Genomic DNA, 13820 nt, shown 5'->3' on the forward strand with positions numbered 1-13820 from the left:
GGACGCACCTTATTGTACCCAGCCGGCGGGTTAAGTTGAACTGCTGTTCGCTTTAGATGCGATCAATGCCTGGGAAGACGCCCAAATTTCCCGCACGAAACGCCCCTTTTCTTAAATGTGTTTTTTCTGCGATACTGTGCGACTTTCGAGGACAACACACTTACACCCTTCCCCCCAGGATTCGCTTCAGCCGCTCTCTGACGGAACACTCTGTTTGACCCTAGCGGACCGGTTTGGCCCCAGGATTTACGAGACGATCTCCATTGTCCGATCCTGCCAAACGGTCACGCCCTCGCCATCGCGACTCGGTCATGCAGGTCTCTGGACGTCAGCTGCGGAAGAGCGGAACCGCAAGCGAATCAGAAAGTAGGAACTGGAATGCTCAAAAATTTCTCGCCAAAAGCACTCGGCATCAACGGTCGTCAGAGTGAGCTCATCGAACTGGCCCTGACGTACGGTTTTGCGTCGATGGACGTGGACATGTATGAAATGTTGCGTCGTGCACAGCGTTCGAACGCTGAAGACGCGACCAAATTCGTCCGCGCCGCACTTGGCGAAGGAACTGGCCGACTGGAACAAATTGGCGGTTTCCCATTGGAAGTCGATTTGGACGCCGAAGACGCTGCCTTCACCAGCCAACTGGGCACGCTCCACCCACTGTCCGAACTGGCCGAAAGCTTGGGCGTCACCCGCGCCTACATCACTTTGCCAGCTTCGACCGACCGCATGCCTTACCACGAGTACTTCGAGCTGCAACGTGGCCGCATCGCCCAAATCGCCGAAGTTTTGGCTCCCCGCAACATCAAATTGGGTGTCGGCTTCGACGCGACCAAAGAATTGGCTAACCCAAAGCAATTCGACTTCATCCGCAACGTCGAAGGCCTGATCGCTTTCGTTAATGGCGTTGGCAGCGATTCGGTCGGCTTCATCATCGACACCTGGGACTGGGTTGTCGGCGGTGGCGCACTGGATCAACTCAGCGAACTCGCTGGCGACAAAATCGTTGCCGTCCGTATCGGTTCGCTCGCTGATGACGCTGACGCGTCTAAAGCGACCCGCAAAGACTGCGTTCTGCCCGAGCAAGAAGGTGCACTGAACCACGTCAAAATCGTCAAGCAATTGGCCGCAGCTGGCTTCGAAGGCCCGATCTCGCCTGCCGCTTCGCCATCACGCTACAAAGGCCAAACTCGCGAAAACACCGTGACCCAGGCTCAAGAAGCGATCGACGGCATCTGCTCGACAGCAGGCTTGGAAGTCAAGCCTTTGCCGATGGAATTGATCGACGAAGACGCGATGAACGAAAACGCAGCCCCAATGGCATAGGCATTCAGCCGAACGCGTACAATCATAGAGGCCTCGCAGAAATGCGAGGCTTTCTTTTTGCCACCACAATCGACTTGCCCCAAACGCCCACCAACTCGACCTACCCAACACGATGAAACAACGACCAATCGCATTCGCCGCTCTGCTTTCCGGATCACTCCTGGCCGGACAACTGACCGCACCAGCAGCCGACTGGACCCAGTACCGTGGCCCCAACGGTGACGGCAAACTCGCCGAGACGATCCCCGGGCAATCCCAAGTCGAACTCAATGTGCAGTGGACCGCTGACACCGCACTTGGATTCAGCTCCTTTGCCGTTGCCGATGGAAAAGCAATCACCATCGTTGTCGATGGCGGAAAAGAATCATTGGCTGCCCTGGATGCCGAAACGGGCAACAGCCTGTGGAACTACACCATGGGATCGAACGATTACGGTCATGACGGTGGTAACGCGGGCACACGCGACAACCGGGGCGGCGACGGCCCACGCTCGACACCAGCGATCAGCGGTGGCCTGGTCTATGCCTACGACTCGCACCTGGTGCTTCACTGCGTCGATGCGGCAAGCGGCGAACTGAAATGGAAGCACGACGTCGTTGCCGAATTCGGCGGCAAAAACATCCAGTGGAAAAACGCATCCAGCCCTGTTATCGACGAAGAACGCGTCTATGTCGGTGGCGGCGGAGCTGGCCAAGCTTTCTTGGCGTTCGACAAAACCTCTGGCGAGTTGAATTGGAAGACCGGCGACGAAACGATCACTCACGCCACCCCAGCGCTCGCACAAATCGACAACCAATCCCAAGTCATCTACTTTGTCCAGTCGGGCCTCGTTTCCATCGAAGCCTCCACCGGCAAAGAACTTTGGCGAACGGTCTTTCCGTTTTCTGTTTCGACCGCGGCATCTCCGATCGTCAACGGCAATCAAGTCTATTGCTCAGCTGGATATGGCGTTGGCGCTGGACTGTTCGAAATCGGATCTGACCACAGCGTCAAAGAAGTTTGGTTCAAGTCGAACGAGCTGATGAATCACTGGAGCACGCCGATTGTTCACGACGGGCACTTGTACGGCATCTTCGAATTCAAAAAGTACGGCCGAGCTCCGCTGAACTGCGTGAACTTGCAAACCGGCGAAATCATCTGGTCCGAACCAGGCTTCGGCCCCGGCAACTGCATCCTGGTCGGCGACAAACTGGTCGTCCTTTCGGATGCAGGTGAAGTCGCGATCGTCAACGCGACGCCAGAGGGTTACCAAGAACTGGGTCGCAAAGACGTTCTCGAAGGCAAGTGTTGGTCCACCCCAGCATTCAGCGACGGCAAGATCTACGTTCGCAGCACCACGCAAGGTGCTTGCGTAACCGTCAAATAGCTCGGAAACCGTTTCCTCGGCGGCTACTCACCCCTAGCCGCCGAGATCAGAAAATCGACCAATGCCTGATCGCGGAAGAATCCTTCAAACAGATTGTGCCCCTGCCCACGGATCCGTTTAACGGTCATCAAGTCTGACTTCCCGGCTTCTCGATACGCCTGTGCAAACGCGTCGGAATTCGCTTCGATCGGAACCACTTTGTCCTCCGTTCCGTGGATCAAGTACACCGGGATTTTGGCATCCGCGATCTCGCCCGCTTTCTTGATCGGGTTGAAGGCGTCTTGCTGGGACAATAGTTCCTCCGCTGTCACGCCATAAACTGATGCGGCACGCTGCACGCCGGGATAACTGGTGTAGTCAAACACCGGGTAGATCCCCGCGATCCCACCAACGCGTTCGGGCCTCTCGATCGCAAACCGGCTGACTGCCAGACCACCGCGCGAGCGTCCGAGTAACGCAGGCTTTGAACTGAATCCGCGACGCACCATCTCGTCACAAAGTGCGTCAAACATTGCCTGACAGTGCGGACTGCCGTAGCCTTCACCAACATCGATGCCTGCAACGGAGACACTGGCATCAAGCAACCGACGGAAAATCCATTCTTCGTTCGCATCCGGATATTGGCGTAGCGTCGGTGCATAAAACACCCAAGGCTTCTGCTTGGGTTCGAAAGGCTGGTCCGCTTCGATCAAGAACGCGTGACGGTCGGCAACACGAAACGATTCACCGCCCAGCAAATGCTGTGTTCTGGGAACCTGGGCCGCCTCTTGCGCTTGCAGCATCGTCTCGCTGGTATGTGCGAGCCCTTGTGCTTTTTCAAGCTGCTTCACATTCAGATCTTCGGACGCCAGCTTGGTCATCTGCTGCGTCATCGATTCCCATTCATGAATCAAAGCTGTCAGCTTGTCTGCTTTGGGAATTGCCAAGTCAACTTGTTCGGTGCGATCTTGCGACAGATCATATAGCTCCCAAGGCTCGTCTTTGGGAGCGACTGCTTTCCAATCGCCGACGCGGATCGCTCGGTGTGCATCATGAAACCACCACAGCGTTCGTGCATCGGTTACTGACGCCTGATTGATTTGATTTGCAAAGCTTTCGCCAGGCAGTGGCGGCGTTTGAGGATCCATAGGAACTCCGGCGATCGACAACAATGTCGGCACCACATCGATCACATGATGAACACCGCGGCGAATCTGACCGCCTGATTGGACTTGGTCAGGCCATGAAAGCAGAAACGGGGTAGCGATCCCGCCTTCGTGCGTCCACGTTTTATGGCGGCGGAAGGGCGTGTTGCAAACGGTCGACCATCCCGGTCCCAGACACAGGTAGCTGTGCCCGGATCCTGGCGAGGCGTTCGGATCATGACCATCACCACGCACCATGATTTCAGCACTCGCACCGTTGTCCGACAGAAACAGGATCAACGTATTGTCCCAAGCTCCCATCTCGCGGACCTGATCGAAGACGCGTCCGATCTCGATGTCCATTCGATGGATCATCGCCGCATGCAACGTCATCTTGGTCGCTTGGAAACGCCGCTGCGACTCGGTCAGCTGAGACCATGGTATCGGTTTGTTGACTTCACCTTCACCAAGAATCTCGAATGCTTCAGGAAAGTGATACGGCGGACCGAGCTCGCGCTCCACCGAGGCTGGTGAATCGACAGCGGCTTCCGGAAGGATGCCTAGCTTTCGCATCGACTCAAACCTGCGTTCTCGAATCACATCCCAGCCCACGTCATAAACTCCCCTATAGACGTCGATGTCTTCGGGTAGCGCATGCAGTGGAAAATGCGGCGCGGTGAATGCGAGGTATTGGAAGAACGGCTTAGACGAATGCTTCGCTTGGTGGTCACGCAGGTTCCTGACCACATCGTTTGCCATCGCGCTGGTGAGGTAAAAGTCATCGCGAAACTGCAGCGACCGCCCTTCTTTGCCGTCGTGATCCGGCAGTGGCTGGAAGTACCGGCCGACTTGATTTTGCGAACTGACGTCGAAGCCGTTTTCGAGTGGCTGACCGTCGAGATGCCATTTGCCGGTGTGGTACGAACGATAGCCGGCATCACGCAGCAACTCCGGAACCAGCCACGCCCAAGCAGGTCGCGATCCGCGTCCGCCGCTAGGGACACCGGGCAAGTAGTCGCGCCGAATCTGCTGCGCGTAGTAGCCCGTCATCAACGAACCGCGAGTCGGCCAACAACGTCCCGTGTTATAGAACTGCGAGAACCGCAGACCTTGCTCAGCGATCGAATCCAAGTTCGGTGTCTGAATTTCACCGCCGTAGCAGCCAAGATCCGAATACCCGAGGTCATCGGCCAAGATCAACAGAACGTTCGGCGGCTGTTCTGATTGGGCCTGAGTTACACCGACGAGAAACCACAACGCCAATACCACGGCCATGCGCACACGCATCAATCGACCTCTCATCGCACACCTCACCGTCACTCGACGAATCATCGCACCAGACGAAACAATCCCCGCCCTTTGTCTTGCACCATGATAGAGCAAACTCAGGATTGCCACCGCCAGTTATCGACAAGCATCCGCAACGCATTCACACACCATGGACAGCTGCAGCTCCGTGGAACGAGCATTGATGCGTACTTGACTCGCCCCGGAGGGGCCGTCTTTGTTAGCTCGGGGTGGAAGCCCCGAGTTTCAATGACCACACAACGTAATCGCCCCGGAGGGGCCGGTGTTGCTGCCGTTGTCCCGTCGACTCCGCCTCCACGTACTCGCACCGAAAATTGGCTAAAGCCTAGACTCCAGCGAATACCGTGCTGCAGCGATCAATCGTCCAAGACGCTGGACCACGTATCCCGGATGACCTCGAGTTTTCTCTCAACGGAACGGAGCGAGATGTTGACTTTGTCCGAGATTTCACGATTTGAATGACCGGCCAGTCGTAACTTGACAATCCAACGTTGCAGATCGTCCCGCAGTAGATCCAACAGCGATTGAAACTGCTCGTCCATCAGTGCAAGCAGTTCGGGTGACGGGGCGTCAGAAATGATTTCTGTAAATTCACCGGGTGAACCACTGTTGGCGGAAAGGACCGAATCGCCTCGCACCAACCCGAGTCCGCGTTTTTTGCTGGTTTGACGGCGGACTTGATCGACAGCTTTATTGGATGTGATCGCGACCAGCAGAAGCCAAAGGTCGTGGCGGTTCTTCAGTTTTTCGAAGCGACCGTTTTTTGCGCCATCACAGAGCACAAAAAACACCGTGGTAGCGACGTCTTCTTCGTCCTCGACTCGGCGTTCGGCATTTCCCAGCCGATTTCGAGCCAACGCGACCAGTCGATCAAAATAGCGTTCCCAAAGCTCTGCCGCGGCGTCCGATCGGCCTTCCTTTAACCGCTCAATCATCAGTGTGACGGAATGTGAGCTCGTTGTCGGATCAGGAGGGTTGTCTGTCATTGAAACGCAGTCGTGAAATGGAATCCAACGGTTGACTGACGTTGGCTCGTCAATCGTACCGGCAAACCGCCGCATCTACGGATGCTCTTTTCCGTCGGAATTGAATCGCCGATGCAATCAATTTTTATTTGAAATCTTGGCGGTGGCGTGATTTCGTTTGCGAGCAACGGGGGACGGGGCATTCGATTGCCAATTTTTCAGCGCATTCAAGAAACGAAAAGTGCACGACAGATGATCAGCCCAGCATTCCGCCTGTTTCGAAAACAACCAAAGTCACGCACCCAAATCGCACGGAAAACGGGACCGCGTCGGATGCTGATGGAAAAATTGGTCAAGCGAGAACTGCTCGCGGCGGATCTCGGCATCGTTGACGAGGGATTGCAATCCGGGTTTCTTCAAGAGCTGCAAGACTCGATCAATCGCGACATCCTATCAACTCCCGCGCCCTTGGTCGGCAGCGCGTTGGCAGGAGAAATCAATGCCGGGCAATCGCAGTCCCAAACCTCGATTTCCAACCAGTGGTTCAGCCATTTCGAAAACGAGTTTGCATCCTTGGACTTTGATTCCAATGCGACGATTGCGGAGGTGAAATCCCAGCTGGCCGGTGTGCTCGGTGTTTCACCGGATGCGGTGCAGGTCACTGGGAACGATGGCGATAGCGAAATTCGTTTCGAGGTCACTCTTGCCGAATCGATCAGTCGCGAAGCCGCCGTTGCGTTGGATTTGATCGGCGCGGATCCTGAAATCGAATTATTGCTGGGCACCGAGGGGCAAGTCGATTTGGACTTGGCGATGCAGTATCGATTGACCTTTGGCGTCGTGGAAGACTCCGATGGTATCAGTTCGTTTTATTTCGATACGGAAACGGCGGACGAGTTGATCATCGATTACACGGCCACCGTGCGAGAGGATTTTAATTCTGGCAAGGGACGCGTCGGAGTTTTCATTGCCGACTTTAGTGAGTCGCCGGATCATGAATCACGCTTCACGGGAACCTATACGATCGATGTACGGCAATCCGCCACGGGCGGGGTCGCAGTGGATGGAACTTTGGTCGGCAGCGGGGCAGTCCACTTGGACATCGACGCGTCCTTTTTCCCAAACATCAATCTGAACACAGACCTGATCAATTTGGGAGTCACCGCGGAGGGGCGTGTTGAGTACGACACGCAACTCGTTTTCGCTGACGGTGAAATTGACAATTCCGGCAACGCCGTGACGGTCGGTTTGGATGAGGTCGCGATTGATTTGGGAAAGATCTACTCGGACTTCATCGATCCATTTGTTCGGAAGCTTCAAGATCAATTGAGGCCGGCCAAACCGGCAATTGATTTTTTAATCGAGCCGATTCCAGTGATTAGCGATCTCTATGAGATGCTGGGCAAAGGCCCCATAACAGGGCTCAGCCTCGCACAACTCGAGCCTGATGATCCGGCTTCGATCGCAATTCACGCGGTAGATGCCATCTTGAACTACAACGGATTTGGTTTAAACAGCGAAAACATTCAGTCGCTGTTCGACATCGAGTTCGAAAAGGTTGACTTTGATCCGAAGGCCATCCGTGATCTCGGCGACGAAGCTCGCAAGAACATCCGGGATTTGAAAGACGGCTTGCTGGGGATTGATCTATCGAACACGCTTTCAAACCCTGAGGGGAAGGCCGAATTCGAGCGGAGCATGGAATGGGGGACGGACTTTGGCGGTGCGTTTGATCTTCCATTCTTGACGGACCCTGAGATCCTGGCGGGTTTCCTAATGGGTGACACGTCCGGAGAATTACTGACTTTTGAGGCCAACGCGGAGCTCGGGTTTGATGCGGGGATCTCAATCCCGATCGCGCCTTTGTTGAATTTGGCACAGCTCAATGCGGGACTGTCGGTCGGACTGGGGCTTGAATTAGCTGCCGGCTATGATGCGTTGGGAATTGCCCAACTGTCTCAGCTTGCGGACTTTTCATCCGAAGCGGCCTTGGAACAGAGCCTGCGAGACAATCAGAATCTGCTGATCAGCGGGTTCTACATGGATGACCGAAACGACCTAGCCGGCGTGGTTGGCGAGCGTGAAAACAGTGACTACGACGCACCGGAAGTCTCACTCACGGTGACTGCCACCGGAGGAATTTCGGCGGGGCTGGATGCCAAAGTCGTCAAGGCAACCATCGGCGGTGCCATTTTCCTCGAAGGCACGCTCGAACTAGACCTCAATGACCTTCCCGATCCCGACGTGGACGTTAAGGATTGGGAGGACGTGCTTTCGCCCCTGTGGACCCCCAGCTTTTTGGACTCCCCGGATCAGTGGAACTATGACGGACGGATACGTGCCGCCGAGCTTGCGACGATTGTCAACGAGAATCCGCTGGCCGTCGCAAATGTCAACGGTAGCCTAGAGGCGGGATTGTCCGCTTCGGTGACCGTGGAAACCTTTGGCATTACCGTCTTTGACAAGACGTGGGAATTGGCACGGGTCAAGTTGCTCGATGGAACGCTGTTCGAATCGAACGATGCGGCGCTATTGCGCGATGCCAATCAATCACAACTTGGTCAGGTAGTTGACGGTGAACTGCAGTTATTCATGGGAGACACCGCGTCCTTGCGAATGGATGCACGACCGGATGTCGCCGACGAGACCTTTACAATTAGGTCTCTCGGCCGATCAGACGGCGGTGGTGAAACACTGCTCGTCGGCTTTGAAGCCGATGAGGAATCCTATCTCCGCATCTTTGAAGGGGTATCGCGAATCGTTGGTGCTGGCGGAGAAGGAAACGATCAAGTCACGGTTCTCGATGGTGTTACGTCTGATGTAACGTTGGACGGTGACGGCGGCGACGATACGTTCTTCATCGATACCACGGGAGTTGCAACTCTGCGTGGCGGAGACGGTCAAGATCGACTGATCGGTGGCGCCGGGAATGACCGGTTGGAGGGCGGTGATGGCGACGACTATCTCGAAGGCTTCGGCGGTGATGACACTCTGATTGCTGGGCTGGGCAACGATACGGTCTATGGAAGTGCCGGCAACGACTCGTTGTTTGGTGACGCAGGGGCGGACGACCTGGACGGAGGTGTTGGCGACGATGTGCTGAAGGGAGGCGATGGCGACGACATCCTTCGCGGCGCCGAGGGGGCCGATTCGATCGACGGTGGCGCGGGTAATGACATAATTCGATTTGGCTTCTTGCTCAACGACCCTGATTCGATCGATGTGTTGCATGGTGGAGCGAACGAAGACATCGTCGAAATCTATGGGACGGAAGAGGCGGATGAACTGACATTGGAATCGTTGGCCGACACACCGGGAACCTTTCACGTTTTCAGTGACCTGGCGAACTTTCAATTCCGTCTGCCTACCAACGCACTGGAACGCGATATTGAAAAAGTCCGCGTGAGTGGATTGGGTGGGGACGATCTTCTGAGTGTGATCGGCGAGCTGAACGTCGAGACCGTCATCGTCGATGGAGGAGAAGGTAACGATACGATCAACGGATCCGATGGCCACGATTTGTTGTATGGCGGCGGGGGAGCGGACACGTTGTTCGGCAATGGCGGCAACGACGAAATCCATGGTGGCGACGCAGCAGACAGGATCTTTGGCGGTGAAGGCCAGGATGCGATTTATGGCGACAGCGGTGCGGACTATATCGACGGCGGTGCCGGATACGATGTGATCCATGGAGGCGATGGCGATGACGAGATTCATGCCGGAATCGGACTTGCCGGAAGTACGATTTACGGTGAGGCAGGCAATGACATGCTGTTCGGCGGTCATGGTGCCGATGCAATCGACGGAGGTAGCGGAGATGACACGCTAGCCGGCGGCGGAGGCGACGATAAGTTGCTTGGCGGTGAAGGCAATGACTCGCTTGCTGGTGGCGTGGGAATCGATTTTGTTCAGGGTGATGCGGGAGATGACATTCTGTTTGCGGTTATCGATCCGGCTTTGTATTTGTCCGAACTTTCCGACAGCCAGATCAACGACTTGATCGCTGAAATTCAAACGGCACAAAATCTTGCCAGCCAGACCGAGGCATTGCATTCACTGTTGCTCGAATTTGCCATGGGAGGAATGACCTATTCGCAGCAAGACGAACTAAAGGGCGCACTTGAGACGCTGAAATTGCGAGTCACCGACTTGGAACGGCGTCGCATCGATGACGCACTTGACCAGCTGATCAGTCCTGAAACTGAGTTAGGCAACTCTAGAGTCATCAACACACTGGATGGTGGTGCAGGAAACGATCAATTGTTTGGGTCAATTTTTGCGGATGCTTTGATCGGTGGCGAAGGGCATGATTCGATCGAAGGTGGTGGCGCTTCCGATACGGGTGGCTCCAACTCGGGCGAAATCGGATTGCAGGACGAACTTGGAAACCACATTTTGACGGCGTCGCAGGAAAACGGAATCCTGGAGATCAAGGCGACCGATGGCAACGACCAACTGTACATCTCTCAATTCGATCGGACGGTCTCCGTTAAACTTGGTACCCAAGAGTTTTGGTTCTCGCCCGTCGACGATCAGGCGTTCTCCGAAATCCGGATTCTAGGTCTTGGTGGCAATGACTATATCAATGCGACAGGCACCTTTGATTCCATCTTGCGTCTGGAAGGCGGTCAAGGCAACGATCAGCTCCTTGGCAGCGACAGTGGAGACATTCTTGACGGCGGAGATGGCGACGATTTGTTGTTCGGTCGCGGCGGCGATGACGAACTGCATGGTGGATCCGGTGATGATATGCTGCGGGGCGATGATGGCAACGATCAACTGTTCGCAAAAGATGCCTCTGTCGATTGGATCTCATCCCTCGAGCAACAAATACAGTCGAACAGGGCGAGTGGTTTCACCTTTTCGATCTATCGTTGGTCGAATTGGAGTGTGCAAGACCCCAACGACCAGAACTCAGTCACCGAGCCTGTTCTCTTGGACTCGCTGGACGGTGGCGAGGGCGATGATGTGCTTCTCGGTTCGGACTTGGAGGATTCGTTGATTGGAGGAGCGGGAAACGACCTGATTTTGCATACGACAGGTGATGACATCGTGTTCGGAGGACTCGGTGATGATCGTTACACCTATCGATTCGGCGATGCCAGCGAACGAATTGAATTGTCGCTCAATGAAAGCGGACGGATCGTGGTTAGACGACAAGATCTGTCCCAGCCTGCGGAAACCGCAATCGAACTGGTTCATCCGCAGGTCAGCGAGATTGAATCGATCGGCGTCGAATCGCTCGGCGGTGACGACCAGATTCACGTCGAGTTTGGAAACAATTCACTGATCGATTTACACCTCGATGGTGGTGACGGAAACGATTCGTTTCATATTGGAAAAGCACCGGTGAACGTCACCGTGATTGGTGGCGGTGGCGATGGTGATCATGCCTTCTTTAAGCCTGGGGACGCTTCCCCTGATCTCGTTCTAAGCGACAGCTTTTTGACAGGGCAAGCCGACTACGTTTTGGCCGGACTTGAAATTCTGACGCTTGAAGGAGACTCCCGAAACAACAAACTCGACGCAAGCGAATTCACCGGCGAAACACATTTGTTCGGAATGGCTGGCGATGATCAACTTTTGGTCGGAAACGGCGGCGGAACGGCTGATGGCGGCTTGGACCTCGACAGCGTTGAGATCCATGGAACGTCGATTGAACTGGACGGTGATCAAGTCGTTCATTCTTCGCAAACCACTCCCTCTGCCGTCACGAATTTGGCGAACATCGAATTTGTCGGTCTTTACGGCGACGATGGTGACAACACGATAAACGTTCTCAATCGAAACAATGTGCAAGTCTTTGCGGGCGGGGGAAACGACACCATTTCATTCGCTGGTCAAAACCATGAAATATGGGGCGGTGATGGTGACGACCAAATTTTGGCGTTGGATTCGGAGTTGGCCTCTCAAAACAATTTCCTCTATGGAGAAAATGGCAATGACATTATCACGGGAAGCAATGGGGTAGACCACATTGAGGGCGGAGACGGAGCAGACCTGATCCGAGGGGAAGGCGGCAATGACATCATCGACGGCGGCAACGGCGAAAATGAGCTTCATGGCGGAGGCGGAAAGGACGAAATTCGCGGTGGCGAACATGCCGATCTGATCTTTGGCGACGGAGGCAACGATCGGATTTGGGGGCTTGGTGGAAATGACATTCTTTATGGTGGAAGTGGAGACGACTACATTCGAGGGACAGATGGAGATGATTTCATCTTCGGCGGCGATGGAAACGATGCGCTGTATGGTGATTCAGGATCCGATCACATTTGGGCCGAGAATGGTGACGACTGGGTTAGCGGTGGATACGATGGGACACGCGACTATCTCGACGGTGGAGACGGTTACGACATAACCAAGCAGATCTTCTACAAGTACGGTTTCCTTAAAAGCAAAGTCCGCTGGCAAGAAGAAGTATCCAATTTCGAGCAGGAAGACCGAATTCACGAAAGGTGGTAGGGTCGACCGTGTGTCCAACGCCCTTGAGAGAGGCAGATGCGGTTCAGCTTTGACTCTCTTTCTCAATGAGGTTCGTGGGCGCAGCTCCTGAGCAGTCAATCAAAATCCTAGTTGCGATCAACTTCGCAACTGCAAGGCCTTCTGGGCGGTGGAGCGTCTTGGGAGCGGTGGTGGGGAAAGTTCTGCGGTTTGGCAAACCTTGCGAGTGGGTGACTGTGATTCAAGTCGTACTGGTTGTGTTCTCGATAACCAACGTACTGACGCTTCCCTACGAACCACCGTGGATTTGAGCCTAAATCGATGACGCCACCGCCAACTCTCTCTGTGCTAATTCGATATTCGGCGATGGCTTTGCTTGCATTGGCAACCGCCGGAAGCTGTTTTGCGCAAGACGACGATCCACCGTTCAGTACTTCGGACACCAACGTGGGCTACGTCGATTGCGCAATTCCTATGACCCAAGTACGGTTTCGCTTTGATGCGGCCTACGACAATCCGACACCGGACCGCGCGGAATTTTTCTACCGTGCTTCGACGGCGGCGACCGGTGTTCCGATTTCTCCGGCGGAAACAAACGTCAACTATCAATCCCTAAGAACCTATCTCGAATTCGCTCCGAGTCCACTCTGGTCCTTGTTCTTAGACGTTCCCGTCCGCTTCATTGATCCGGAACGTAATGACAACGAGCAAGGTTTCAGCGATCTGGAACTCGGCGCGAAAGGTATCTTGTGGATGAACTCCGAACACGTCGTGACGGGACAGCTTCGCGCCTACGTGCCGACCGGGGATGCTAGCCGACTCTTGGGAACGGACCATGCGAGTCTTGAGCCAGCCCTCTTGCATGCGACGCAACTGAGTCCGTTAGTGAGTTGGGAAAACGAAGCTCGGTTATGGATTCCGATCGACGGCACCGAGATCAGCGGTGAACCATTCGCGGGACCGATCCTGCGGCTTGGGACCGGCATTGGCATTGACCTCTACCGCCAAGAAGCGACCTGCTCAGAATCATCAAAGCGTCTTTCGCTCGTGAGCGAGTTTGTCGGTTGGACAATCCTTGACGGGCTGGCAACGGTTCCCGATACGGCGACCGCCGCCAAAATCATTTCGGTTGATGGCGACACCACGGTCAACACCAAGCTTGGCCTACGCTGGTCAGATTCTCGGCGAAGCGTTTTTGCCGGCTATGGACGCTCATTGACAGGGCATGTTTGGTATCACGACATCGTTCGCGCCGAGTACGCGATACGATTCTGAACGACACAAGGTCCT

6 protein-coding genes are annotated in these 13820 nt (G+C 55.0%); 4 read left to right on the plus strand and 2 right to left on the minus strand.

Annotation, left to right across the window (positions count from 1 at the left end; genetic code table 11):
- Nucleotides 1-378 precede the first annotated feature (378 nt).
- Both CGZ80_RS25405 and CGZ80_RS25410 read left to right on the plus strand, forming a co-directional pair.
- Nucleotides 379-1323 carry a TIM barrel protein gene (locus CGZ80_RS25405; RefSeq protein WP_094418489.1) on the plus strand — a complete coding sequence of 315 codons (945 nt, stop codon included), beginning with the start codon at nucleotides 379-381 and terminating at the stop codon, nucleotides 1321-1323.
- Between the two features lie 112 nt (nucleotides 1324-1435).
- A complete protein-coding gene (locus CGZ80_RS25410) occupies nucleotides 1436-2689 on the plus strand; it encodes a PQQ-binding-like beta-propeller repeat protein (RefSeq protein ID WP_094418490.1) in 1254 nt (417 codons plus the stop codon).
- Between the two features lie 23 nt (nucleotides 2690-2712).
- Here CGZ80_RS25410 and CGZ80_RS25415 read toward each other — a convergent pair whose 3' ends face one another.
- Nucleotides 2713-5100, minus strand: a complete 2388-nt coding sequence (locus CGZ80_RS25415; RefSeq protein WP_198953788.1) for a sulfatase-like hydrolase/transferase — start codon at nucleotides 5098-5100, stop codon at nucleotides 2713-2715.
- A 377-nt stretch (nucleotides 5101-5477) separates the two neighbouring features.
- Nucleotides 5478-6107 carry an ECF-type sigma factor gene (locus CGZ80_RS25420; protein ID WP_094418569.1) on the minus strand — a complete coding sequence of 210 codons (630 nt, stop codon included), beginning with the start codon at nucleotides 6105-6107 and terminating at the stop codon, nucleotides 5478-5480.
- Between the two features lie 312 nt (nucleotides 6108-6419).
- Between CGZ80_RS25420 and CGZ80_RS29070 the strand changes: the two genes are divergently transcribed.
- Nucleotides 6420-12551: a hypothetical protein gene (locus tag CGZ80_RS29070; RefSeq protein ID WP_261340975.1), complete on the plus strand. Its 6132-nt coding sequence runs from the start codon at nucleotides 6420-6422 to the stop codon at nucleotides 12549-12551.
- Between the two features lie 345 nt (nucleotides 12552-12896).
- Nucleotides 12897-13805 (plus strand): hypothetical protein, encoded by a 909-nt coding sequence (locus CGZ80_RS25435; RefSeq protein WP_143544152.1) that lies wholly within the window; start codon nucleotides 12897-12899, stop codon nucleotides 13803-13805.
- Nucleotides 13806-13820: the final 15 nt, after the last annotated feature.

The sequence above is a fragment of the Rhodopirellula sp. MGV genome, from assembly GCF_002251265.1.
Taxonomy (GTDB): domain Bacteria; phylum Planctomycetota; class Planctomycetia; order Pirellulales; family Pirellulaceae; genus Stieleria; species Stieleria baltica_A.

Bases quoted from the DNA above. Each gene is read 5' to 3' on its own strand.
- CGZ80_RS25410 (WP_094418490.1), top strand. From the start codon at position 1,436: ATGAAACAACGACCAATCGCATTCGCCGCTCTGCTTTCCGGATCACTC.
- CGZ80_RS29070 (WP_261340975.1), top strand. From the start codon at position 6,420: ATGCTGATGGAAAAATTGGTCAAGCGAGAACTGCTCGCGGCGGATCTC.
- CGZ80_RS25435 (WP_143544152.1), top strand. From the start codon at position 12,897: ATGGCTTTGCTTGCATTGGCAACCGCCGGAAGCTGTTTTGCGCAAGAC.
- CGZ80_RS25405 (WP_094418489.1), top strand. From the start codon at position 379: ATGCTCAAAAATTTCTCGCCAAAAGCACTCGGCATCAACGGTCGTCAG.
- CGZ80_RS25420 (WP_094418569.1), bottom strand. From the start codon at position 6,107: ATGACAGACAACCCTCCTGATCCGACAACGAGCTCACATTCCGTCACA.
- CGZ80_RS25415 (WP_198953788.1), bottom strand. From the start codon at position 5,100: ATGCGTGTGCGCATGGCCGTGGTATTGGCGTTGTGGTTTCTCGTCGGT.